A 25,660-nucleotide genomic window follows, 5' to 3' on the forward strand; every position below is an offset into this window, starting at 1 on the left:
CTTGATAAATTCAGTTGGCAAACAGACCATCTCTCAGACAGAATAATCTGTGTTGAACTTTTCGAAAGGGGGAAATTCATGCGATTGATATTTGGTGGGTTCCTGCTTGCGGTGTGGGCGTTGTTCCCCACATGGCGAGCAGTTGCACAGGACCAATCGAAAACCACTGCACAGTGGTTAAAAGATTTTCAGGCAAATTGGGATGATTCGACCTGGGAGAAATCGTTTCGCACGGTACCAGGCAAGTTTATGCGCCCTTTAAACGATCAATGCTGGAAATTTCGCTTGATCGCCATGCAGGGGGTGGTAGCGAATGGCAAAGTGGGGATTCCGACATTGTTGGAAGCATTAAAAAGCACCAACGCAGATGTGCGAATATTTGCAGCGCAATCGCTTCGGTATCTGGCACCCGATGTTCCGGTTGAGCCGTTACTGGCTGCAGCAAAAAATGACCCTGATGCCACGGTGCGTCTGTATGCTGTGGATGCTTTGGGAATGAAAGGTGATCCGAAAATTGACTTTGATGCACTGCTGAGTGTTGAAAAGCAACGAGATGTGCGTATGCACCTGAATTACGCAAAAGAGCGTAAAGGCACTGCGGTAGATGCAAAAATGGTGCAACAGTTGATTCAATGGGATCCCAAATCAATTGCCACTGCTGAAGTTGGCAAAAAGGCACCTGATTTTGGTTTGCGATCGGTAACGGGCAAAGAGATCAAACTAAGTGACTATCGTGGAAAATCTGCGGTAGTGCTGGTCTTTATTTACGGCGATACCTGACCAGTCTGCCACGGACAGCTCGCGCAGTTGCGCGGCAAACTGTCCGAAATTAACGAACAATCAGCAGTTCTTTTAGCAGTAGATCCTCATGAAGTCTGGTCGGCAAAGTTTTTGCTGAAAGAAGTGGGCGAATCAACAGACACAATCCATTTTCCCCTTTTAATGGACCCCACCCAGACAGTGAGTGCGATGTATGGAGTCGCAGGTCAGATGAGAATCCATACCGAATGGAGCAATCGGCCTGCCACTTATATTATCGATCAGGAAGGTATCATTCGCTACGGTTTACGTGGTACGACATTCAATGACCGACCCAGTACGGCCATGGTGGTGTCGCAGCTCAAAGCACTACCGAAGAAAAAATAATCTTGGGCATCAATGAAAAATGAGAATTTACCCATAATTATTTAGTTGTATTATAAAACGCAATTTATTTCCCTTGTGATCGGACAGCAGTAAGCACCTTCTGTATTGCTCTAGAAATCCCATTTGTACACTAGTGTAGCATCAGGTGGTTGCGATTTTTGAAAATTTCACAAAAAAGTTTTTCTTTACGTAAGTTCTTGATTCATAAGAATTTGCAAAGAGAGAGCATGGGAGTTTTCGTTCTGATATTGAACAAAATTACATTTTTAATTTTTCACGTGGATATATTATATATGTGAAAACTATTTCACGCTACGATTTGATCTTTGACAACTTGGTTTTTATCTTCCCTCTGATTGGGGAAATTTCGACCACGGTCGATTAATTTCCTTCCGGCTTTTCCGGCAGTGGCAGAGTTGGCACCGTGGGAATGGCAGGTTCAATGGGGCGGTCTTGATCATCCAGCAAACGCACAGGGATAACAGGCACCTTGGGAGATTCGGGTAAATTCGATTTTTCCTGGTTCTTGCGAACTGCTTCCTCCGCCTTTTCGAGCAGATTTTTCAAAGAAACCCGAAAATCAGCGTAATTCACGCTCAGAAAATCCCGCTCTTCCGTGCGGCTTTTCAGCAGCGATTCCTGGGCAGCAACCTGCTCGGAAAGTTGTTTATTGGTGCTGCTCAGGCGGGCATTATCCGATTCAACTACCAGTAGTTTTTTCTTCATTTCGTCGCGGGAGGCCACCAGTTCGCGGTAGTTGTCTTCCACCTGAACAATTTTCTCTTCCATCGCCTTGATTTTTGCATCGTTGGATGGGCGGCTGGCAGTGCTGTCTGAACAGGCACCCAAACTGGCCACGAACCCTACCACAATCACCCGCAACAGCATCTGGCCACCACGCATAGTCAAATCCCCATTTGATTTTCAAAGCCCCCACAAGGACAAACCAACTGGGGCATCAGAACTGGCATCGGCAAATGAGGGTGCGACTCTGTACGCACCATTCTGCTCAGAGTGCAGCACATCATTTCTTCACAACGCACGATTGCACTAACTGGCACGATTGCACGTTGAAGTGTTGCAAGGCATTTTGCAGGCAGTCGCTAACGTCTGTGCCATCCGCACAATCGTTACAAACTGACGGCAGAAAACTTGCCAAAAATGGCTAATGTGCGTAAGAGTAAAAGTTCATGCTGGTCTCCGATCAGCCACTGTTTGCCTGAAAATCAGGCACACTGTGCGCAAACAAATAGCATCAAGAACCAGAATTAGCACCATGATTCACGTCGAAAATCTGACAAAATACTACGGGGACTATGCCGCAGTCCGTGGCATTTCTTTCGATGTCGAACGCGGGCAGGTCGTTGGCTTTCTTGGGCCCAACGGTGCTGGCAAGTCGACGACGATGCGAATCCTGACGGGATACATCACTGCCACTTCCGGTAAAGCCACGATCGATGGGAAAGATGTTTTCTGGAACCCGATTGCAGCTCGTCAACGAATTGGATATTTGCCGGAAAGCTGCCCACTGTATCTGGAAATGCGGGTGGAAGAATACCTGCAATTTCGTGGTGGGTTGAAAGGGCTTTCCCGCACCGAACGCAATCGACGAGTCGGTTATGTACTTGATCGCTGCTGGTTGCGCGATGTGCGGCGACAATTGATCGGCACATTATCGAAAGGTTTTCGTCAACGGGTGGGGCTGGCAGATGCTCTTATTGCCAACCCGCCAGTTCTGATTCTGGATGAGCCCACGGTGGGGCTGGATCCCACGCAGATTCGGGAAACCCGAAAGCTAATCAAAGAACTCGGCAGCGAGCACACGTTGCTGCTTTCGACCCACATTCTGAGTGAAGTGGAAATGACCTGCCAATCTCTGATCATTATCTATCAGGGTAAGGTGGCAGCACAGGGCACACTGGAAGGTGTCCGCAGGATGTATGGAAACAAACCATTAGAAGATATTTTTATTCAGATCACCGGTGCGGTGGATTAGTTCGGCGTATTTTCAACGACCCCAAGAGCCAATCATGAAATCGATGTTAACTCTCGTTCGTCGCGAATTCGCTGCCTACTTTCAATCTCCCATTGCGTATGTCGTGTTCACCGTATTTCTGGTGTGCATGGGGGGATTGTTTCAGACGACAGTCGATCGGTTGACCCCACGTGGCCCCAGCGGTGTGGAGTTTCCGATGCTCGTTTATTTTGAAAACGAGTATTTCTGGCTGATCTTTATTTTGATCCCACCCCTGCTGACAATGCGACTGTTTGCCGAAGAGCGTGGTTCTGGTACGCTGGAAATGTTAATGACGGCACCCATCCGCGACTGGCAGATTGTGGCAGGCAAGTTTATCGCGTGCAGTGCGTTCTATAAGTTTCTGTGGCTGCCCACGCTGATCTTCTGGCCCATTTTCATGGACCTGCACCCCACCTGGAACCTGCAGGCAGGAATCACGGTTTACAGTATTATGATGGCCGTGGGTATTGGGCTTTTGCTGCTGGGTCTGGTGATCATGCCATGGAACCGCTTCTGGACAGGTTACCTGATTGTGGTGGTTGGCACCATCCTGGCAGCAGGCTTCGGCTATCTGCACTACACCAAAAATGTCGTCCACATTGTGGATCTGCAGGCTGGGATCGACCCGTATCCCATCTTCACCTCGTATGTGGGAATCATGTGTGCGGGAATTTTCTTCCTTAGCATCGGCATCTTTATCAGCAGTCTGGTGAAAAGTCAGATGGTAGCTGCATTACTGTCGGTTGTTACAGGCATTCTGCTGGTGGGTGTGGGGAAAGTATTGCTGCCCCAGTTCGATCCGTCTGGTTTGCCCCACCGGATACTTGGGTTCTTTACCGTGTCGGAGCATTTCACCAGCGACTTTGGTCGTGGGTTGATTGATACACGTAATATTGTGTTTTACCTCAGTGGTACATTCATGATGCTGTTTTTAACGGTGCGAAGTGTTGAATCGCGTCGTTGGCGCTAAACTGTTTTTTGAAACGGCTGATATTGATTACCACTGGTTATTTTAGGATCATCCAACCATGAAGAAAGACGAACGACTCAGACTGGGCTTTTCGGGATTTGCCCGTCTTCTAATTCGATTTCTTGGTTTGCTGGGCCTGCTGGCTGCTGCGGTGGGGTTGTTTGTGGCCCGCCCAAACCTGCCCGTGGGTAATATCGATCTGTCCTGGCCATACATTAGCAGCCTGATGCACGATTCCAAACAGGTTGTGCGGGTGGCCATCTGGTGTATCGTCGCAGGCACGGCAGCATTTGCACTGGCCGTAACGATTGAACTTCTTTCGGCCTTGTTTGGCTCCGCCCGTCGCAGTGCAGTGGGCTTTAATGCCACCTTACAGTCCGCACTAATTGTCGGTGTGGTGGTAGTGATCAATATCTTTTCTTTTCAGTATTTTCTGCGATTCGACTGCACCCGTGATAAAAAGTTTACCCTGCCACAGGATGTGGTGCAGCAGCTCAAAGCTCTGAAGCAGAAAACCACTGTGGTAATTGTGCAGAAAAAAGCTCAGGGCCCACGTTTAGGTGGGGAACCAGATCGTTATGATGTGGCTGCAGAACTTAAACAAATTGAAAAAATCAAGGATCTGATTGCCCAGTTCCGCCAATTAGGTGGGCAGTTTTCGGTAGTGTCGCTGAATATTGAATCTGACGACTACGAAAAGGAATACGAAGCACTGACGGCGAATCGCCCAGGTATTGGCGAGACAATCCAGGAACTGCCCCAAAGCAGTATTCTGTTTTACGCAGACGATCTAGTGAAAAAGTTGCCCCTGGCTGAAGCGACCGCACGCAAAGAACAAGGCCTCAAACTCTACCACTCTCGAGTGGAGGGTACTGATGATGCGTTGGTTTATGAAAATACTATCCCCTGGATGTCTTTCGATGAGTTTTATCGCTTAGACAAGAAACTTTCACAGGAAGCCAACAAAGACGCAGAAGGTACCCCACGTGGGAATCTGGTGATGTGGCCCCAGCCGATTCAAGCGTTTACCAATCGGGTGTTTTCTGTGCAGGAAAAGAAGCCACGGATTGCGTTTCTGGCTTCCCACGAATGGCTCTCAACCACTTCATCTACTGGTGCCCAGCAACAATATACTTCAGCTGGCTTACGAAAAACACTGGAAGCCAATGGCTTTGAAGTGGTGGATATCATCCTGAAGAAATTCACCCGTGGGCAGCCACCCAGCCCAGCAGCTTACAACCGCACAGAAACCGAATTTTTCCGTCAGGAAAATACGCTGAATGCCACCAAAGCTAGTCTGGCTGAAGAACGCGAAAGTCTGGAAGAGTTAACCCGCCTGCAAAAAGACTTTCAGTCACTGTCACTAGATGAATTGAAGACGAAGTATTTCAATGAGCAGGCCGGGGAATTGACAGAAGAACTTCGCACAGCACAGTTAAATCGATTTGTGACGGTGATGAAATCCACCCAGGAACGAATTGACAATCTCAATCAACAACTTGCAGATACTGAAGCTCGTCTGAAAATATTGGCAAGCGATGAACGTGCGTTTGAAGATAATCGCGTTAATGACGTTTATTTGAAACTATCAAGACAATTAGCCACGTGTGATATGGTCATTATCCCACGGTGGACACTGATTAACCTCTCTGAAGAAGAATCGATTCCAGCAAGTTTGTACAGCCTTTCCACAGAACAGGTCCGGGCAATCCAGGACTTCATGAAAAGTGGGAAACCTGTAATGGCATTGCTGGGAGCAAACCTGGAACCGAATTCACCCGCACCAACGGGTTATCTGGACGATTTTGAAAAACTGCTCGCTGACCGTGGTGTATACCTCAGCCAGCAGGCGGTGCTGTTTGATCGCGAAATCGAATCATTCAGTGCACGACAGGGTGAAGATCTTCTCGGTGGTGCTGCTGCAGAGATCCCACCTGTTACCTTTCCTGAAAAATCAGACAATCCGATGGCAATGATACTACAACGCGTTGCCGATAGTGTGGCAGGGAAAATGTCGTTGGTGGTGCGCCATCCGATGCCGGTATACGTCCACCAGGCGGTGGAAAAGCAACAGGGTTTCCCTGCCAGCTTTATCGACACTTCTGCAAATAGTTGGAATGAAAGCTCGCCATTTCCAGAAGTCCGGCGTATCAGTCCCACCCAGGCGGTATTGCGTTTACCACGCTATGAGGCCACTGGCTTTGGCGATCCTGCCTATGACACGCTTGCAGCCGAGCGACGTGGCCCGTTCCCAGTGGGTGTGGTTGTCGATGCCCCCATTCCAGTAAGTTGGTACGATATTTCGTTGACCGAACAGATTGGTGCTACCACATTCGCTGCCCCGGGAGACTTTGGGCTTTCCAGTGCTTTGCTTACCGCAGCAGCGTGCGTGTCCAAAGGCGATGCAGATAATTCGACACTGATGAATCGGGCGAATTCCCGCATGATTGTCATTGGGCAGGGGGGTGTTTTCACTGGAAAGGATCTGGAACCCGCACAGGCAGAATTACTTCTGGCCAGCACCAACTGGCTGCTGAATCGCTCCGATCGACTGCCCACCAGTGAAGGGAAGGCCTGGTCCTATCCGCGTGTGCAGTTTCATGGCAAAGCTGCCTACTATTGGAGTTATGGCCCCCTGGCGTTTCTACCAATATTCTTTGGCATTTTTGGTGTCTGTGTCTTGTTACTCCGCAACATCCGTTAGGTTCGTTGTGTTGGAAATTAAAGGTAAGGTCAGCCTCGCAGGAGGAAGAATCTAATGAACCTGAAAACAACGTTTGCTGCAATTATTCTGGCCGCAGGTGCTGGTGCACTGCTGTATTATCAACAGCCGGCCGCGGAAAAATTACGCCTTTCCACCCCCACGGAAAGCCCAACGAAAAGCGACTCGGCGGTGGTGCTGGCAGGTATCACACCAAAGTCGATCACTGCCATTACAGTGTTGGTGCCCAGGCAACAGCCACTCGTACTGGTGCGTAATCCAGCTAGCGGGCAGTTGGAATCGGAAGGGACCTGGCCATTACGTACTCTGGAATTGAATAATCTGGTACAGACGATCTGTTCGCTGGAGACACGTTTTGCCCCGATTCCGATTACCGACAGCACCAAACTTGCCGATTATGGTCTGGCGAATGATCAATCGGTCATCACTATTCGTGTGCTCCAAGGTGAAAAAGAACATCGATTAACCCTGGCACGTCCCAGCCGTAGTGATTCGGACAATCCTTTTCTGGTGCCAAGTTACATTCGTGTGAATGATGCACCAGAAATTTTGCGATTCAGCCCGGAAACTTATGCCAGCTTCGACCGCTCGCCAGAAGACTATCGTCGACGGCAGTTGTTCCCTGCGGTGGAACGGGTAAAGGTGACCGATACGATCAGCAGCGATCTTCAAGCAGCGACTACCAGCTTGTTGAATGATACGGTGGCGGAAATTGAAGTGGATGGTCCAAAGGGGGGATATACCTTGTCCCACCCGGTGCGGATGCCTGTCCCTGCGAATCTTACTGATAAAAACAATGCAGAAAATGCCATTCTGGCAAGCACCCTGGCAGATACATGGGTTATTACCCAGCCAGTTTCCGATAAGGCAGACCCGGAAAAGTTACGGAAGATTCTGGCTGCAATCCCAGATTTGTGGGTAGAGCAATTCCTGGTGAATCCGGATTCCCTGGTGGCACTCAGTAGTATTCTGCCCACGGGTATTGCCGATTCTCCTTTGGCGGGCTTTGCCCGTGCTGGGATGGCAGCAAAACTATTGCAGGAATATCAGACGGCTGGCCCATTTTTAAATCGCGCGGGATTATTGCCTGCATCAAAACCTCATCGCCTGCTGGTACGCTTCAACGATAACACTGAACGTGAACTATGGATCGGAAAAATCAGCCGAACGACAACGCGAGAAGAACCGGGTGCCCCACCAATGTTCCCAGGTGCGCCACCATCACCTGGGCGGACGGTCATCGAAAATTCGTACTATGCCAAACTGGCCAACAACCCACTGGTTTTTGAAATTCGTGGGGATCATATGGAAGAAATTTTCTTCCTGGACAAGCCGTTCGATCCGATGCAGCCCCCACCTGCACCCACAGGTAGTGCGTATACCCAGCTGCGGGATACCAACCCACTGCGGTTTCTGCCCGATCAGGTTGCCAATGTCACCATTCAGGGACCGAAGCAACAATTAGAACTTCGCAAAACATTTGGCAAAGACGATGCAAAAGTGGAAGCCAACCGCAACGATCGCTGGGATATTGTGCAGCCCTTTGCGGGTCTTGCAGAAACGAAACAGGTGGATGATTTGCTGAATCCGCTATCATCACTTTCTCCCACCGCAGAAAATACGGTGGAACGCTCGCTTCTCCACACCTTGACAGGTGGCATGGGTGCTTCTGATCTGGCAGTGCTGGGTTTGGCGAATCCCACCCGCATTACGATTACCAGCAGACCGATCTCTACGGTTGCCCAACGCACCCTGCTGGTTGGGAATACAGCGAACGGTCAAACGGCTTTGCAGCAACCAAACAGCGACCGGGTATTGTTTGTTGAAGAAAGCAGTACCAAGCCTGTATTGAATGATGCCCGAGCTTATCGTTCGTTGAAGCTGTTTGATCTTACAAAAGCCCGTGTAGAAGCGATGAATGTTACCCTGCCAAAATTGAAATACCAATTGCAGGAACAACCGGGCAAGGAAACTACCTGGAAAATTATGGCTCCCGTGGTTGCTGAAGCTGATACAGCCAGAACAAAGAAACTTTTTGAAGATATCGCCAGTGTGGAAGCAACTGAATACCTGGGAGATCCGTTTACAGCCCAGGATAAAGAAGCCATTGTACAGGCGCTTGGTGTCTTTGGTCCCGCTGTGCGGCCAGCTTTGGAACCTCAGTACGGTTTTGAAACGCCCACCGCAAAGGTCCTTTTGCAATTCACTGGCCGCGGTGCATTGCCACCTCAAATGGTCGTGATCGGTGCGGTGCGGCCTGGCAAAGAAGAATATTTCGCCAGAATCGAGAATTCGGCGAATGTCTTTGGGATGAAAAAGGAACTTGTCGATCAGTTGACTGCTGGTTCACTGGCATTGCTTCCCACCCAACTGGTCAAGGCAACTCCCACGGATCTGTCGAATATTCGAATCCAACCCACGGCACCACCCGCCTACCGGCTGAATCAGGTGGGGCCAAGCTGGAATGTAACGGAACCGTTTCAGGCGGTGGCCGATTTTAATGTGATGAACGACATCACAGCAGCACTGGCAACATTAAGCGCAGATCGCTTTATTGCCCACAACGTTGGGAATCCTGCGGAATACGGCTTTGATATGCCCACGTTACAAGTGGAATTTACAGTCGATGAACGCACTGGTGAAGGTGCAAATGCAAAATCGATAATCAGCACCAGAACCTTGCAGATTGGCAAAGCTGTGCCTGAAGGTGCTCCCGGTCGCTACGCCACTTTTGTGGGGGCGAATCAACCAGTATTTGTCCTTTCAGAGGCGAACTTTACCAGTCTCAACAAAGCTGCATTCGATTTGTTGAACAAACGAGTATTAACGTATTTCCCACCCTTGGTGACTTCCGTGGAACTGCAAAAGGGCAAAGACAGCTTTACCCTGCAGCAAATGAATAACGATTGGAAACCTGTGGGTGCGAATTTCCAGGTGGATCGCCCCACAATCCAGTCGGTGGTACAGGCGGGAAGTAACCTGCAGGTTGCCAGATTTGTGGAGTATGGTGCCAACATCCCCTGGGCGAAATATGGCCTGGACGATGCCAGCAATCCCATCAAAGTGGTGCTGAAACTGATGGATGAAACCCACACAATTACGGTGGGCAAAGTGGTCGAAAACAGCACCGATCGGTATATCCGTGTTGATGATTCACCGTTCGTGGCTGTAATGAGTGGGGCAAATGTTAATCCGTTTACTCTGACTAAACTTGACTTTGCCGATCGTACTTTGTTGACGTTTGATCCATTTGATCTGAGCTTGATTTCTCGAACTGGTGCAGGCGGGGAAGTTGAAATTTCGCTGGTCGGTAGCAACTGGAATATTGATAAACCTGCAAAACTGGCTGCCGACAACCAGACACTGGAAGAACTGAGTAATTCCCTCTCGAAGCTGCGTGGTGAAAAAGTAGTGGATGTGGAAGGGAAAGATCTGGCGAAATTCGGTCTGGATCAGCCCACAGCCTCGATTTCACTGGAAATTCTGGGGCGTGCCGGCAAAGTGGAAAACAAAAAGATTTTCCTGGGTAAACAGGTTGATCCCACCAAAGCGGATAGCCCACGTTACGTGCGTGTAGAAGGGAACCCCAGCATCATGGAGTTGTCTGCTTCACTGTCCAACAAGCTGGTGTGGGAACCGATCAAGTTTCGTGATCGCACCCTGGGTGGCTTTATCACTGCGGACAAAGTATCTGTCAAGCGTCCTGGGCAGGATATTTCCTTTGTGCGGATGGAAGGAAACTGGAAAATGACCGCACCTGTGGCTGCGGAATTAGAAGCAGATGCATTTCGCGAACTGTTGGATGCCACAGGGAAATTACGTGCCGAAGAAATTGTAACAGAGAATGTAACCAATCTGGCACCCTTCGGTCTGGATCAGCCCACCACCTGGACGTTTATTAATGGCGATAAAACAGTGTTGACCGTATTGCTGGGTGGGCGAGAAAAGATTGATGGCAAAGATGGTTTCCGCAATTATGCCATGGTGCCCGATAAGAAAATGGTTGTATTGCTGGATATGGCCTTATCTGCCAAGCTGCGGGCAGAATATCGCCAACGTAGTTTGTGGGAGACGCTGGATGTTGCGGAAGCCAACAAAATCGTTGTCGATACGCAAGAAGGGCCTGGGAGTTTCACATTACAGAAATCTCCTTTTGGCTGGATGGATAATAAAGACCCCGCAGACAAGCTGAATGTGAAAGAGATTACTGATTTTCTCGATGCTTTTGCTGGTTTGAAAGCGCAACAAATTGTCGAGCACGATGCCACTGGTAAAGCGAAATTGTTTGGTCTGGAACCACCACAACAAACCATTACCGTGTCCAGCAATAATGGGCAGAAACGCACTCTGCTGGTAGGTCGCCTGAATACTGACAAACAGGTTTATGTAACAACTCCTGATCTGAAAGCGATTGCGGTACTCAGTGCTACCGATACCCGTCGAATCGTTCGAGACCGGAGCAGTCTTTCTGAAACTCCGCCACCAATGCCACCCAAGAAAGTGGATCCTCCTGCGAAGAAGGAGCCGAAAAAAGAGAATCCTCCTGCGAAGACGGAGCCGAAAATAGACCAGCCAAAGAATGAAAATCCTCCGAAGGCAGAGCCGAAAAAGGAAATCCCACCTGCCAAAAAAGATAACAAAAACTAACGGTTCTGTTTTTGACAGGCAAGTCGAAACGCAGCCGATCCCATCCCACAATCTTGGATGGGGGGCTATAATTCCAGCTAGATTATTTTTGCATCAGGTGATTCGATGAGATGGGAAGGACGCGAGCGCAGTAGTAACGTCGAAGATCGGCGTGGCATGGGTGGCAAAGGTAAATTAGCCCTCGGTGGGGGTGGCATCGCAATTGTTGCACTGATTCTCAGCCAGTTGCTGGGCTTCGATGTCCGACCGTTATTGAACATTTTTAATGCCGGTGCTGGCCCGCAGGTACAGCAGCAACAGGGTGCAGAACGCCCACTGACCGAAGAGGAGAAAAAACAAGGCGAATTCGCCAGCGTGGTGCTGAAAGATACGGAAGATGTCTGGACTGATCTGTTTCAGCGGAATCGCAAACAATACAAGAAGCCAAAACTTGTTCTTTTCACAGATTCGGTGCAATCTGACTGCGGTGCTGCTGGTGCCGAAGTGGGACCGTTTTACTGTCCTGCAGATCAAACGGTCTACATCGATCTGGCTTTTTTTGTGGAGTTGGATAAGCGATTCAAGGCACCTGGGGATTTTGCGAATGCCTATGTGATTGCCCACGAAGTGGGGCACCACGTGCAGAAATTACTTGGTTACAGTGATCTCGTCGATAAAAAGCGTCGTGACCCGGATTACAACCAGTATTCCGTGCGTCTGGAACTGCAGGCAGATTATCTGGCAGGTGTCTGGGCACATCACATCCAGAAGAAAAAGAATGTCCTGGATCCAGGGGATATCGACGAAGCGTTAACGGCTGCCAACGCCATTGGTGATGATACACTGCAAAAGAAAGCACGTGGGAAGGTGATGCCCGATTCCTTTACCCACGGTACTTCCGCACAACGCGTATACTGGTTTAAAAAAGGCTTCGAATCTGGCAAATTTGAGGAACTCGATCTGTTGTTTACCCTGCCTTATAACAAATTGTAAATCGGTCTCGATGCCCGCAGTTTCTCCTGTTGGATTCCCATTAGATTGTGATTCTACTTGAGTTTCCATTTCGATTTCGTTAATTTGCATACTTCACTACCAAGCGGTAGTGAGTGACAGCAAACCTTATCCTCACTTTGAATAGAACGATCATGATCAGACAGTTGATTTTCTTTTGTACCTTCTGGCTCATTCCACTTTCTACGGCAGCAGAAATAGTTGTTGCGGAAGGTGAAAAGTTTACTCCGCAAGATCAGCTTGGTTGGAAAATTACCCACCAGGATGATTCCTACGGCAGCCACACTTACGGTGGGATGTGGATGACGCACGGTGGCTGTCTGGGTGCCCCCACTTCCAGCGAAAACAGCATCGCCATTCAGAAAGTAACGATTGCCCAGGCGGGCCAGTACCGAGTCTGGAGTAAATATCAGGCCCCACCGTACTTTCACTATTTGCACCGCGTAGAAGTCATTCAGGGCGGGAAAACTGTTTTTCAGCATGTTTATGGTAAGAAAGGCACTGATCGACTCTGGAGCTTCAGTGGTGTTAGTGATGAACTCTGGTGGCCCTGGGGGGTAGATCACGATGCGGCTGAAGCCCCAAAGAATCTTGCGAATCTGCAGGCGGGAGAAGCGGAGATCCGCTTGATCACAGAAAAAAATCCTGCACCAGGTGGGGATCGATTTATTGACTTCATCTTGCTGACAACGGAACCCGCAGATACTTACGAAGGCTTTAAACCTTACCGTGTTGGATCGCCTTTTACGCTCGAAGCCATGGCCTCTACCCAGCTATATGTGCGTTTTCAACACAATGCCGCCCAGCCACAGGCGTTATCGATTTCCCGCAACGGTCACTACCAGCCCAATTACGGCGGGGCCACAACCAAGTTACCTGTTACCCCACCCGGGCAATGGTCGGAGTGGGTGAATATCGGCCCATTTTGTCGTTTAGTTCACGATGAAGGTTTGCGTTGCCAGTTAGGTAAGGCGGCAAATGGTGCGAAGATTTCTGTGCAGTTTGCCCGCACCGTCAATGGCCAGTCGCCCGCAGGTGTTGCCAGCCTTGAAGAAGGCGACTACGTCGTCGTGCCGATTGATATCACCTGGAATCAAAAATCTGTGGTGATCTCTTCGCAGGAACATGCCCGCAGGATCATTCAGCAAGCACAACAATGGCGTAAAGCGAATCAAGGGAAAAAGCCTCAGCAAATTCTGTTCTACGGCAATTTCTCTGGTCAGGAAAAATGGGTTACCGATCTGAAAAGTACATTGGGTTATAACACCTTACTGCCAGAAGGTTATCCGCAGGTGCATTGTAGTGGACTGCATGCTCATGCCAGCAACCCCGCACTGATCAAACAGGTGGCAGCAAAGCTGACTGATAAGTCGAAGTTCCGCATCATGAGCTTTGGGGATGAAATTGCTCTTGGGAGCATCAATTTCAATGATCCGGAAAATCAAAAGAAGTTTGTTGCATGGTTGAAAGCACGCAACGTGGGAGCAAAAGAATTAGGGATTCCTGCTGACCAGGCAAAATTGATCAAAACTGGTGATCCCCGCCTGGTTTGGTATTCCAACCTGTTTAACGAGGAATCTCGCTTTGCCGATTTCAAAAGCCTGACCGATTTAACCAAAGCAGAAATTGGTAAGCATGTGCTGACAGGTGCCAATTATTCGCCGCACCACCTGGCACTGTATTACGGGCCGATTTATCAGTGGATTGATATTTTCAAAGCACAGGGCATGAGCATGTTCTGGGCAGAAGACTACATCTTCAGCGTGCCGGAAGTGCCGCAAATCATCTCGTGGCATTTTGCCCAGATCCAATGTGCTGTTAAGTACCATCAGCAGTCGATTCACTACTACGTGATGCCACACGCGCCCGGCCAGACACCTGATAATCTGCGTCGTAATCTGCTGTATGCTGTGGGTTCTGGCACTCAGCATGTCGATAATTTCTGGGTGGCACCCGCAGAGCGATTCACCGAAAATTACGTATCTTGGCATTATCCGGAAAACTTCAAAACATTGTCAGAAGCGATCTTCGATACCGCAGAAGCGGAACCTTTTCTGATGACTGGTAAGAATCGACGCAGTCGGATTGCACTGATTACTGGCAAAGCAACCGATTTCAACGAATCACGCCTGCAAGTTGCAAAATCGATCGATCCGTTTACCAGCATCTCCAAGAATGCACCAGAACAACTCAATCAGATCATCTGTCGTAAAGAACAGCAGATGCTGTACCTGGGTCTTACCCAGGCCGGGTACCGCGTTGAACTGATTACTGAAGATGATATTGTTGATCGCAAGGCACTGAATGATTATGATTCTGTTTACTTCGCAGGAGAGTGGATCGACCACCGTGCTGTGCCACTATTGGATGAGTGGGTGAATGCGGGTGGGCAACTGTATGTCAGTGGGGGCAGCGGCCACTTAAACGAATTTAATGCTCCCCACCCGGAAATGTTGAAACTGCTGGGTTTGAAAAGCATTGATACTCGAAAAAATGCGGTCATTCTGCGAACCTTACTGGAACTGCCACTGTTCCCGGCAATTGATCAGATCAATTTTCAGGGCAAAAAAGTAGATGCAATCGGCATGCAACAACGTCTGCAACCATCAGATGCCGTGGTATTGGGTACCTGGAAGGATGGTAGTGGAGCAATCACCCACCGGAAGCTTGGCAAAGGCAATATCTACACCGTGGGCACTTTGATTGGTAATGCCTGGATGAAAACCGGTCTGCGACAAATCCCATACGCACGTGGGGGCAGGCATTGCGTGTATCATCCGGAAAAGTTTGATGAAACCACCAGTACAATTTTGCAGTTAGGTGTGCAGAACATTTCCAGCAGCAAAATGGCTACATTTAATCAGCCCCACGTGGAGGCAGTTATTCGTGATTCTAACCTGGGAAGTGTGGTAACGCTGACCAGTTGGAATAACGCACCCTTGCAGAAACTGGAGTGCCGTATTCCCTGCAGTTTCTCACCGAAATCAGTTCGCTCTGTGCAGCAACAGAAGGATCTGCCTTTTCAGTTTCAGAATGGAGAAGTGGTGTTGACTCTGGACCTGGCCGACAGCGATTTTCTTTTGCTGAAGAAGTAACTGTCATCCCCAGCAACATAGCTACGGTCCTTTGCCGTGGGTTTTGCGATGATTTGTTGGTTAATTAATCGCCAAGAAGCAAAAGTCTTTGTCACTCCAAGAACTGATATTTTGCAGAGATACTATTTCTTTGGCTGGGGTGGTTTCACCACGGGTGCGGTGGGGTCAGCGCTCCATTCTGCCCAACTGCGGTAGTAGTTCTTCACATTTTTCCCACCCATCAGTTCCATGCCAAAGGCCATCACTGCAGCACGTCCGCCCGATTGACAGTGCGTTACCGTGGGACGCTGCAGATCGATCCCCGCTACCTCAAACAGCTTTTGCAGTTCCGCTTTTGGCTTGAATTTCTGCGTATTCGGATCGAGCAGGTCTTTCCACTCCAGCAACTTAGCGCTGGGAATTGCCCCCGCCCGTTTATTCTTCAGCGGGTCCAGCCCACAATGTTCTTTTTCCGATCTGGAATCGACTATCTGAAGTGATTGAGTCTTCAGGCTTTTCATTAATTCTTCTTTGGTTGCCAGCACCGATTGATCGGCTTTGGGAACAAAAGTGGTTTTCTTGACAAACACAGGAACGATAGACGTGGGACCTTTGTTTCCTTCGTATGCGGCCCAGCCACCGTTCAGCAATTTGGCGTTTTCCACACCCCAGTATCGCACAATCCACCAGATCCGTGCTGCATCTTTCGAAAAAGAGTTGTCATAAACCACAATAGTGTCTTTGGCAGAAATCCCCAAGTCGCCCAGTTTAGCTGCCCAGCCTTTCAAATCTTCGCCATCTCCGAATGTTTTGGCCCACGTGGCGTGATCAACCCAGCGGGCACCTGGGATATGTCCTTTTTCGTAATCCGGTTTCGGGCGGGCATCCAGAATGATCCAACTCTTTGCACTATCAGCACTTAGGTCGGATACTTCGACCAGCAGATCCGCTGGATAGGGGTCTGCACGAACGACTGAAGGACTAACGATCCACAAAGTGGCAAAGGCGAGATAACCAACAAGTTTCTGGAGAGAGTTCATCAAGTATTCCTTCATTAGAATGAATGGCAATATTGAAAAATTGCAATATTGCTGATCGGAAATGCAATGCCGGGTTCATTTCCTTCCATCATTTTAGACTTTTGTTGCAGGTGCTACATTCACTACAGGCCAGATTGTGGCTGGATTGGTCCTCAGGAAACATTTCAAGGTGGGTTTCGCACCCCAGATTGCCTAAAATGAAGATTCAATTAATTGACTCAGCGGTGTGCACCATGCTCAAATATATTGTAAACAAAACAGATATTGGATTAATGCTGATTGCTGGTAACACCCAAGGTATATGTCTGGTGGCCTTTGCCGACACAGAACAAGAACTTCACGACGTTTGTGCTGCACGCGTTCCAGGTGCAATTCACCTTTCAGACGAACAATTGCAAATTTGGGCGAACGAAATCATCAAAATGATCGCCGATCCGTTGGCAGAAGTCAATCTCCCGCTTGATTTACAAGGCACCACTTTTGAACGTGCTGTGTGGGAAGCATTACATATGATTCCTGCGGGCGAAACCCGCACCTATTCTGAAATTGCCACGCAGGTTGGCAAGCCCAAAGCGGTTCGTGCAGTTGGGCGTGCGTGCGGCAACAACCCAGTGGCCATTGTCGTGCCATGCCACCGTGTGATTGGCAGCAACGGCAAACTCACCGGTTATCGGTGGGGCATTCGCAGGAAGCAACAACTATTAATGAAGGAAGCCGAACAGTGCCCAGCACTGGTGCAGTAAACGACGTAAATCATTGAGGAGCAGCAACTTGCGATTGATCAGCTTATTTTCTGTTTTTCTTGCCGCCAGCTTCCTGGTGGGGCAAGAGAAAAAAGATCCCCCGAAGTCAACTTCGCCAAAACCGCCCACAGAACTGTTGAAGACCCGTTTGCTGGGGCCCGCAGTCACTTCGGGTCGCGTGGTGGGCTTTGCAATTCATCCCACAACGCCCAGCACGTACTACGTAGCTGTGGCCTCAGGTGGCGTGTGGAAAACGACCAATGCGGGCACCACCTGGACGCCGATTTTCGACCAGCAAGGGTCCTTTTCTATTGGCTATGTAACGCTGGACCCCAAAAACCCCAACGTGGTTTGGGTGGGCACTGGTGAAAACAACAGCCAGCAGCGTTGGTTACGGCGATGGCGTGTACAAATCGGTCGATGCGGGCAAGACCTGGCAGAACATGGGTCTGAAGAAATCCGAACATATTGGCAAAATTATGGTCGACCCACGCAACTCCGATACAGTTTACGTGGCAGCTCAAGGCCCACTATGGTCATCTGGTGGGGATCGTGGCTTGTACAAAACCACGGACGGTGGCAAATCCTGGTCGGCAATATTAACAATTGATGAGAATACGGGTATCACCGACTTCCTGCTTGATCCAGAAAATCCCAATCAGATTGTGGCAGCCAGCTATCAGCGTCGCCGTCATGTCTGGACCCTGGTGAACGGTGGGCCAGGCTCAGCAATTCACCGCACCACCGATGGTGGCAAGACCTGGAAAAAGATTCGCAGTGGCTTACCCAACAGCGAGTTAGGACGAATTGGTCTGGCGCAGGCCGCCTCCCAGCCACAGACGATTTATGCAGTTGTGGAAGCCGCCAGCAAACAAGGTGGGATTTTTCGCAGTGATGATTTTGGCGTAACCTGGCAAAAACGGAATCCCTACGATCAACAGGCACAATATTATGCCCACCTGGTGGTCGATCCCACCGCACCAGACAAAATTTTTGTGATGGGGGTGTACATTCAGGTTTCCATCGATGGAGGGAAAACCCTCACTTCGATGCCGGATCGAAACAAGCACGTCGACAATCACGCCATGTGGATTAATCCCGCCAACACCAACCACTATCTGGTGGGGTGCGACGGTGGAATTTATGAGAGTTTCGACCAAGGTGCTAACTGGAATTTTAAACCCAACCTGCCGATCACCCAGTTTTACGATATTGGCGTCGACCAGAACCCGAAGAGTGGGGAGTACTACCACGTTTATGGTGGCACGCAGGACAACTTTACCCTGGGGGCACCTGTCCGCACCCGTTCCTCGAATGGTATCAACAACAACGATTGGTATGTGGTGCAGGGCGGCGATGGTTTCCACTGTGCGGTTGATCCGGAAGATCCCAACATTGTGTACGCAGAATACCAGTACGGCGGACTGTGCCGATTTGATCGCAGCACGGGGAATCGCGTAGATATCAGCCCGTTGCCACCAGAAGATGGTCCCCCGCTTCGCTGGAACTGGGACGCACCGCTGATCATCAGCCCCCACGCACCCAAGCGGTTATACTATGCTGCCAACCGATTATTCCGGTCTGATGATCGTGGGGATTCGTGGGTGCTGGTCAGCCCTGATCTCACTCGGCAACTTGATCGCAATCAATTACCAGTGATGGGCAAAATTCAGCCACCCGATGCGGTTGCCAAAAACCTCTCTACCTCCATCTATGGCAACATCGTCGCACTGGCAGAATCGCCCAAAGTGGAAGGGTTGATTGCCGTTGGAACCGATGATGGTCTGATTCAATTCACCGAAGATGGTGGGAAAACCTGGCGAAAAATTGAAAAAATCGCAGGCGTTCCAGAAAAAACCTACGTCAGCAAAATTGTTGCAAGTCGTCATGATGAAAGCTTTTACGTTGCATTCGACAACCACAAAAACGGCGACTTTGCCCCTTACCTGTACCGCACGTCCGACCGTGGTAAGACCTGGCAGGCGATTACCAGCGACCTTCCCACTCGTGGGACAGTATATGCCATTGCTGAAGACCATGTGAAGCAGGATTTACTGTTCTGTGGCACCGAGTTTGCGCTGTATGTATCGGTTAATGGTGGCAAAAACTGGCACAGCGTGGGTGGCTTACCTACGATTCAGGTGAAAGATCTTGTTATTCAACGTGCCAATGACGATCTGGTGATTGGTACCTTTGGCCGTGGGATTTATGTGATCGATCACTATACCACGTTTCGCGAAGCGGTTTCGGTGAAATACCAGGAAAAAAATAGTCACATTTTCCCACCACGTCCCGTGGTGCAATATGTACCCTCCCAGCCACTGGGTGGGTCTGGCAATGGCTTCGTTGGAGAATCACATTTTTCAACTTCGCCTGCCAGCACAGGTGCCACCATCACCTATTATGTGAAAGAGTCATTAAAAACCTTGAAAGACCAGCGCAAAGCAAGTGAAGAGAAGGCGAAAGATTCAAAGTACCCTTCGATTGAGCAGTTACGGAAAGAAGAGCAGGAAGAAAAGCCCAGCCGTTTTCTGAAAATTACCGATTCAGAAGGGAAACTAGTGCAATTGCTGCCTGCAGCCAGCACCAAAGGCCTGCACACTGCACGCTGGGATCTGCGTGATCTGCCTTCCTACCTGACAGGTACCAACCCAGGCCGTGGCTTCAGTGTGCTGCCTGGCAAATACCGCGTGGCGCTGTTTGAGCGGGTGAATGGCAAAACCGCCCCACTGGGGGATAGTGTGGAATTGACAGTACTTCCCGATCCATTATCACCAATTACCCCGGCACAAACCGAAAAGATTCAACAGTTTCGTGCTGCGGGCAAAAAGTTGATGCAGCAATCTGCCACCACAGAAGAACTGTTGTCCGACGTCTCGAAAAAGCTAGGAATCCTGAAAGCCGCAGCCACTTTGGTGGATATGCCTGATGACGCCTTGTTGAAGACGATCGTCGATATTCAACTGGAAGTACAACAACTGACCAACGACCTGCGTGGCGATGATTTTCTGGCTGAACGCTATGAAAGTGTACCCACCTCAATAAATGATCGGCTGCGAAAAGCATTGTATGCCAATTCACGATCGATCACACCGCCAGGTGGGACACAGTTGGAAAACCTGAAACTGGCGGAAACCGGTTTGAAACGAATCTCGTCCCGCCTGTCGAACATTCAGGAAGTCGAACTGCCGAAGATTCACGCCCGCCTGAAAGAATTGAACGCACCCAGTTTGCCTGGTGTGGGAAAGTAGTCCGTCCCCATTCTTCAATGATGGAAATATAATCTCTGTTGTGCATTCCAATCCACAACAGAGAACATCATGTATACCAGAAACTGGTATTCCCGCTTTGCTCAGCGTGCATCCCACTTTTGCGGTCGGCCACGTGTGTTCGCCTTGGCGGTCGCTGTCATCCTTATCTGGATTGTCACTGGGCCCTTGTTTGGCTTTAGCGATACCTGGCAACTGGTAATCAATACTGGTACCACCATCATCACCTTTTTGATGGTGTTCCTGATCCAGAATACGCAAAATCGCGATACGATGGCGATTCAGATTAAGCTGGATGAACTGATTCGAGCCACCAAGGGGGCACACAATGCCTTGCTCGACCTCGAGGAGCTTGATGAAAGCAACCTGGATGCGTTTAAGGCAAAGTACCAGGCATTGGCAGCCACCGCACGGGCAGAACTGGGCCTGGGCAATCAGGATACCGGCACCCCAGAACCATGAGCAGGTTACTCTGAGTCATCGGTGCTAGCAACTATCGAAACAACAGCACTGGTACTTCGGATGTGCGAATGAGTGCACTGGTGGTGCTGCCGAGAATCATGCTGCGGATTTTTGAATGTCCGTAAGCACCCATCACCAGCAGATCAATCTGATTCGCAGCGATTGTTTCTGCCACAACAGCATCCACGTGCTTTCCTTGCTTGATACTGGCGTGAACTGTCACCCCGGATGTGGTCAGTTTCTCCATTGCTGCAGACAGGATTGTCTGTGCTTCCGGAGTGGGTTCACTTACTTTCAGCAGATAGCACTCCAGACCTTTCAGTAGCGGATTGCGGGCGGCAAAATCAATTGCCTTCTCTGCTGCTGGGCTGCCATCATACGCAATCAGAAACTTCTGCACATTGCCCACTGTGGGGGTGGCAACCAGCAACGGCTTATGAATTGCACGATCCACACGTTCCAGATTTGCACCCATGTGGTGGGGAACATGCTGTAAATGCTCTCCCCGTTTACCCATCACAATCAGTTCGGCTTCCGCTTCCAGTTCGGCAATCGTTTCCACCAGGCTGCCACGGCGATGCAACACTTCTGGTGGGGGCATGCCCTTTGCAGCCAGCACTTCTTTGGCATGCTCCAGCATCAGCAAACCTCTGGTCAATTCCTGCTTGCCATGTTCTTCATCTGCTTTAGTAAGCACTTCCAGCAGACTGGCGTTGGCACCCAGCCCGATTTGACCACTCATATCGGCGTGCACCACTTCAGTATGTGGTGCAACCACATGCAGCAAAACAATGGGAAGGCCACTTCGTTCCGATGCCCATGCACTCAAGGTGCACACGTGATCGGCAAACTCCGATCCGTCAATACATGCAATGATCCTGCCCATTATGGTCACCCTGGATTAGTGTTTCAGCATCAACTCCATCGCTTCCGGCTTATCGTGAATACCCAACTGCTCCACAATTGTCGCACTTGCTTCATTCATCCCAAGGATGTTCACTTCGGTTCCTTCCCGGCGAAACTTCAGTACTACCTTATCCAGTGCCCCCACGCCAGTTAAATCCCAGAAATGTGCCTGGGTCATATCGATGGTTACCTTCTCCAGAACTTCTTTCAAATCGAACTGGGCAACGAACTGATCTGCAGACGCAAAGAAAATCTGGCCGTAAACATAGTAATACCGGTGCTTTCCTTCATCCAGCAGTTCCGACCGCACCAGCAACAACCGCGATACTTTTCTGGCGAAGAACAACGCACTCATCAATACCCCAATGAACACCCCAAGTGCCAGATTGTGGGTAGCAACAACCACGATTACGGTCACCACCATCACCATGCTGGATGATTTTGGGTAGATCCGAAGATTTTTCAAAGATACCCAACTAAAGGTACCAATTGAAACCATGATCATCACCGCTACGAGTGCTGCCATGGGGATCTGTTTGACCCACTGTGCCAGCACCAGGATCAGGAACAGCAGAAATGAACCTGCAAAGAAGGTTGATAATCTGCCGCGGCCTCCAGACTTTACATTGATTACAGATTGGCCAATCATCGCACAGCCAGCCATGCCACCGAAAAAACCAGCAACGATGTTGGCCACACCCTGGCCAGAACATTCCCGGTTTTTCTGGCTGGGTGTGTCTGTTAAATCATCGATAATCACTGCAGTCATCAGCGATTCCAGCAGGCCAACTGCTGCCAGCGTAATGGAATATGGCAGGATGATCATCAGCGTTTCCATCGTCGCTGGGACGTTTGGAATCAGAAACTGCGGCAGCGTATCTGGTAATTGTCCCATATCGCCGACTGTGCGGATATCCAACCCCACATAAACGCTGAAAACTGTCAGCACCACAATTGCCACCAGTGGCGATGGAACAGCTTTCGTGAGGTAAGGAAATCCGTAGATGATCACGAGACCTGCTGCCACCATCGCGTACATTTGCCAATTGGCACCTTTGAACTCTGGTAGCTGTGCCATAAAGATCAGAATCGCCAGGGCATTCACAAAGCCTGTCACCACAGAGCGGGAAACAAACCTTAGCAGCGATCCCAATCGCAATGCGCCTGCCAGTATCTGGATGATGCCTGTCAGCACAGTGGCTGCCATCAGATAATTCAGGCCGTGCTGTTTCACCAGCGTTACCATGACCAGGGCCATCGCACCGGTGGCAGCAGAGATCATCCCTGGCCGACCACCAACAAAAGCAACAACAACGGCAATGCAGAATGAGGCATATAGCCCCACTTTGGGATCGACACCAGCGATAATGGAAAATGCAATTGCTTCCGGAATGAGTGCCAGGGCCACGACCATCCCGGCAAGCAGATCGCCACGAATATTACCGAACCACTCGGATCGGACACGAGTTAACGACATACGCGCCTTTTTTCAAGATTCACCAAGCGCCGGATTTACTTCGCTTGCGAATACAAGGCGCGTCTTTGTTTCTAACAAAGGGTAACTTCTTAACGATGCGATATTCAAAGTCAAGGTTTTGCAACATCTTCTTCGATCTCCTTAAAATCTTCTCATCTTGAGATTTGCTAAATGGCAGCGCAATCATAACGTTGATTACTTAATCATCTCGCCTGCTGGAAGCAGGTGCCACCTTGCAAAAGCTCATTTCAGAGCATGAACACTTTTTCACACGCTAGATATATATCCTTGTGGTGTCGCTTCTGATGAATTTTTATGCAGAAAACGCAGGAATTCTTGTGCGATTGCCAATCGTAACTACTTGCAGAATAAATACTTGTGAAATTATCAGTTATTTCCGTAAATTTCGAAAAATAACAATCAAACGAATGTGAAAATGATTCGCCGTTCTAATGTGATTGGAACGGGTTTAGCAATATTCTGTTAGTCTGCAATTAATTAGTCAGATAGACAATTATCTTAAGAGTAATCCAGCTATATAATCAGATTGTTATTCAGGCAGGGGCTTCCCTTTCGTCTCCGGTGCCAGCCAGATGACCACAAACCCAACGATGTAGATTAGGCTCAGGAAACTGCATGCGGTGGGGTAGCTCAGGTTGTAGGTCCGCATCATATTCCCCAGTTGCAGCACGCCCACTGCGGCAATAATCCGGCCAAAATTGAAGCCAAAACCCTGCCCAATTGCCCGCATTCGAGTGGGGAATAATTCCGGCAGATATAGGGGTAACCAGCCATAGAACGATGCGGTAATTAGCCCTGCAACAAACGAGGCCAGCACCAGTGCAGCTCCATTTTTGTCGTGCATCCGAAACACATAGAGCACCGCACCGATCGACAGGAAACAGAGTACAGCGTAAGTTTTTCGCCGACCAAACCAGCCCCCACAGAGTGCGGCAACAATGCAGCCCACCACGGCACCAAAGGCACTGGCAATCTGCACGTATGCTTTGGAATATGCGGTGCGATTTGGCAAACTGTCGGCCCAGGTGGGGATCATCTGAATCGAGCCCCATGTTCCCAATAAAGCCACACCACTCAGAAGGGCAGCCAGGGTTAGCCGGCGTTTGATTTCGCGGTTAGACAGTGATCCGGTTGTTTCCGGCATCCGTTTCAGGAAACCAAGAATTGGATACGCAAAACCATAGGCAATCAGTGGGAGGAGCAACACCGATCCTACAATTCGAACAATCAAACTGATATCGTTCGCTGCCCACAGTGCCACAAAGCCACAGGCCAGCAGCGACCCACCTAGCAGTCCAAGTAGTTCACTGCCTTTCCACATACTGGTGGTGCCTTTGGCATTTTCTTTTTCCCAGCTTTTCGATTCAGGCACAAACAGGCGAATTAGAAAGGTGAGAATCGCTGGCGTAGCACCCAGTAACATCAGCACCCGCCAGCCATCGTTTTTGAACAGCCACTGAATTGTGCCATCGCCCATGCCGGTGCTGGCCAGCAAACCTTGTAAATCTTTGGTAACTGTAGTGAGCACCATTCCCAGCAACGCAATCAGCATGTAGCCCACGTTGGCTGCCGCACCAATTACCCCAGCCAGCCAGGCGCGGGAACGGTCTGGCCAGATTTCCATCACCAGGGCCACACCCAGGGACCATTCCCCACCCATGCCAAGCGAGGCAATAAAGCGAAGAATGGCAATCTGGGTAGCACTGGTGGCTAATCCACACAACCCAGAGAACACGGCATAAATAAACACACTCAGCGTCATTGCTTTGACACGGCCAATCCGATCGCCCAGCCAGCCAAACAGCACCCCGCCCGTGGCAGCACCCACCAGAAACATCGCGGTAATTACGGTAAACCATAAACCCACCAGACTGTCGTTTTCCGTCTGTAGCAAATCTTTCAGTGCGGGGCGGGCCACCAGTGGAAACAGGCCCATTTCCAGCCCGTCGAACATCCAGCCCAGCAGTGCAGCCGTCAGTGCGGTCCATTTACCCCGATTCGCCAGTTTCTCTGTGTTCATTTTTTACCCTTACCTAAACATCCAGAAGATACCGTTTTTACCAAAGAAATGCCACGAGAAAGCAGATTTTTTCTTCAGTTTCCGGGCACTTGCAACTGCAGTTGACATCGGGCGGGAATCGATTATTGTCCCATCGCTGTTCGTGGGATGAGGCAA

16 protein-coding genes and 1 pseudogene are annotated in these 25,660 nt (G+C 49.7%); 12 read left to right on the forward strand and 5 right to left on the reverse strand.

The features are described 5' to 3' along the window. The first annotated feature begins 78 nt into the window (after positions 1-78). Positions 79-780, forward strand: coding sequence for a HEAT repeat domain-containing protein (locus R3B84_11160; protein MEZ6141118.1), 702 nt, complete (start codon positions 79-81; stop codon positions 778-780). Between the two features lie 12 nt (positions 781-792). Then, positions 793-1,146 (forward strand): annotated as a pseudogene (locus R3B84_11165) (redoxin domain-containing protein). Positions 1,147-1,527: 381 nt separating this feature from the next. On the opposite strand, the gene R3B84_11170 reads toward R3B84_11165, so the two are convergent. Next, positions 1,528-2,049 (reverse strand): hypothetical protein, encoded by a 522-nt coding sequence (locus tag R3B84_11170; GenBank protein ID MEZ6141119.1) that lies wholly within the window; start codon positions 2,047-2,049, stop codon positions 1,528-1,530. 373 nt (positions 2,050-2,422) lie between these two features. Between R3B84_11170 and R3B84_11175 the strand changes: the two genes are divergently transcribed. The 6 genes from R3B84_11175 (at position 2,423) to R3B84_11200 (ending at position 15,587) form a co-directional block, all read left to right on the forward strand. Next, positions 2,423-3,142: an ATP-binding cassette domain-containing protein gene (locus R3B84_11175; GenBank protein ID MEZ6141120.1), complete on the forward strand. Its 720-nt coding sequence runs from the start codon at positions 2,423-2,425 to the stop codon at positions 3,140-3,142. Positions 3,143-3,176: 34 nt separating this feature from the next. Next, on the forward strand, positions 3,177-4,133 hold the full coding sequence (locus R3B84_11180) for an ABC transporter permease (protein ID MEZ6141121.1): 957 nt from the start codon (positions 3,177-3,179) through the stop codon (positions 4,131-4,133). Between the two features lie 58 nt (positions 4,134-4,191). Next, positions 4,192-6,837 (forward strand): hypothetical protein, encoded by a 2,646-nt coding sequence (locus tag R3B84_11185; GenBank protein ID MEZ6141122.1) that lies wholly within the window; start codon positions 4,192-4,194, stop codon positions 6,835-6,837. Between the two features lie 54 nt (positions 6,838-6,891). Then, positions 6,892-11,502, forward strand: coding sequence for a DUF4340 domain-containing protein (locus R3B84_11190; GenBank protein ID MEZ6141123.1), 4,611 nt, complete (start codon positions 6,892-6,894; stop codon positions 11,500-11,502). A 105-nt stretch (positions 11,503-11,607) separates the two neighbouring features. Then, on the forward strand, positions 11,608-12,474 hold the full coding sequence (locus R3B84_11195) for a neutral zinc metallopeptidase (GenBank protein MEZ6141124.1): 867 nt from the start codon (positions 11,608-11,610) through the stop codon (positions 12,472-12,474). A gap of 152 nt (positions 12,475-12,626) precedes the next feature. Further along, a complete protein-coding gene (locus R3B84_11200) occupies positions 12,627-15,587 on the forward strand; it encodes a beta-galactosidase trimerization domain-containing protein (protein MEZ6141125.1) in 2,961 nt (986 codons plus the stop codon). A 122-nt stretch (positions 15,588-15,709) separates the two neighbouring features. Here the strand turns inward: R3B84_11200 and R3B84_11205 are convergent, their stop codons facing one another. Then, a complete protein-coding gene (locus R3B84_11205) occupies positions 15,710-16,606 on the reverse strand; it encodes a sulfurtransferase (GenBank protein MEZ6141126.1) in 897 nt (298 codons plus the stop codon). Between the two features lie 233 nt (positions 16,607-16,839). Here R3B84_11205 and R3B84_11210 point away from each other — a divergent pair, with 233 nt between their 5' ends. From R3B84_11210 to R3B84_11225, 4 genes are all read left to right on the forward strand, one after another. Then, entirely contained in the window at positions 16,840-17,349 is a 510-nt protein-coding gene (locus R3B84_11210; GenBank protein MEZ6141127.1) for a methylated-DNA--[protein]-cysteine S-methyltransferase, read from the forward strand. Positions 17,350-17,377: 28 nt separating this feature from the next. Continuing rightward, positions 17,378-17,959, forward strand: a complete 582-nt coding sequence (locus R3B84_11215; GenBank protein MEZ6141128.1) for a hypothetical protein — start codon at positions 17,378-17,380, stop codon at positions 17,957-17,959. Next, positions 17,862-20,600 (forward strand): hypothetical protein, encoded by a 2,739-nt coding sequence (locus tag R3B84_11220; GenBank protein ID MEZ6141129.1) that lies wholly within the window; start codon positions 17,862-17,864, stop codon positions 20,598-20,600. Before R3B84_11215 ends, R3B84_11220 begins: the two co-directional genes overlap by 98 nt. Positions 20,601-20,669: 69 nt before the next feature. Beyond that, on the forward strand, positions 20,670-21,080 hold the full coding sequence (locus tag R3B84_11225) for a low affinity iron permease family protein (protein ID MEZ6141130.1): 411 nt from the start codon (positions 20,670-20,672) through the stop codon (positions 21,078-21,080). Between the two features lie 31 nt (positions 21,081-21,111). On the opposite strand, the gene R3B84_11230 is transcribed toward R3B84_11225, so the two are convergent. The 3 genes from R3B84_11230 to R3B84_11240 form a co-directional block, all read right to left on the reverse strand. Then, positions 21,112-21,966, reverse strand: coding sequence for a universal stress protein (locus tag R3B84_11230; protein MEZ6141131.1), 855 nt, complete (start codon positions 21,964-21,966; stop codon positions 21,112-21,114). Between the two features lie 15 nt (positions 21,967-21,981). Continuing rightward, on the reverse strand, positions 21,982-23,463 hold the full coding sequence (locus R3B84_11235; GenBank protein ID MEZ6141132.1) for a SulP family inorganic anion transporter: 1,482 nt from the start codon (positions 23,461-23,463) through the stop codon (positions 21,982-21,984). Between the two features lie 550 nt (positions 23,464-24,013). After that, the gene (locus tag R3B84_11240; GenBank protein ID MEZ6141133.1) at positions 24,014-25,504 is read right to left on the reverse strand and encodes an MFS transporter; all 1,491 of its coding nucleotides are present in this window, start codon (positions 25,502-25,504) and stop codon (positions 24,014-24,016) included. Positions 25,505-25,660 lie beyond the last annotated feature (156 nt).

Origin of the sequence: Zavarzinella sp. (genome assembly GCA_041399155.1) — a bacterium.
GTDB lineage: Bacteria > Planctomycetota > Planctomycetia > Gemmatales > Gemmataceae > JAWKTI01.

Bases quoted from the DNA above. Each gene is read 5' to 3' on its own strand.
- R3B84_11160 (MEZ6141118.1), top strand. From the start codon at position 79: ATGCGATTGATATTTGGTGGGTTCCTGCTTGCGGTGTGGGCGTTGTTC.
- R3B84_11170 (MEZ6141119.1), bottom strand. From the start codon at position 2,049: ATGCGTGGTGGCCAGATGCTGTTGCGGGTGATTGTGGTAGGGTTCGTG.
- R3B84_11175 (MEZ6141120.1), top strand. From the start codon at position 2,423: ATGATTCACGTCGAAAATCTGACAAAATACTACGGGGACTATGCCGCA.
- R3B84_11180 (MEZ6141121.1), top strand. From the start codon at position 3,177: ATGAAATCGATGTTAACTCTCGTTCGTCGCGAATTCGCTGCCTACTTT.
- R3B84_11185 (MEZ6141122.1), top strand. From the start codon at position 4,192: ATGAAGAAAGACGAACGACTCAGACTGGGCTTTTCGGGATTTGCCCGT.
- R3B84_11190 (MEZ6141123.1), top strand. From the start codon at position 6,892: ATGAACCTGAAAACAACGTTTGCTGCAATTATTCTGGCCGCAGGTGCT.
- R3B84_11195 (MEZ6141124.1), top strand. From the start codon at position 11,608: ATGAGATGGGAAGGACGCGAGCGCAGTAGTAACGTCGAAGATCGGCGT.
- R3B84_11200 (MEZ6141125.1), top strand. From the start codon at position 12,627: ATGATCAGACAGTTGATTTTCTTTTGTACCTTCTGGCTCATTCCACTT.
- R3B84_11205 (MEZ6141126.1), bottom strand. From the start codon at position 16,606: ATGAACTCTCTCCAGAAACTTGTTGGTTATCTCGCCTTTGCCACTTTG.
- R3B84_11210 (MEZ6141127.1), top strand. From the start codon at position 16,840: ATGCTCAAATATATTGTAAACAAAACAGATATTGGATTAATGCTGATT.
- R3B84_11225 (MEZ6141130.1), top strand. From the start codon at position 20,670: ATGTATACCAGAAACTGGTATTCCCGCTTTGCTCAGCGTGCATCCCAC.
- R3B84_11230 (MEZ6141131.1), bottom strand. From the start codon at position 21,966: ATGGGCAGGATCATTGCATGTATTGACGGATCGGAGTTTGCCGATCAC.
- R3B84_11235 (MEZ6141132.1), bottom strand. From the start codon at position 23,463: ATGTCGTTAACTCGTGTCCGATCCGAGTGGTTCGGTAATATTCGTGGC.
- R3B84_11240 (MEZ6141133.1), bottom strand. From the start codon at position 25,504: ATGAACACAGAGAAACTGGCGAATCGGGGTAAATGGACCGCACTGACG.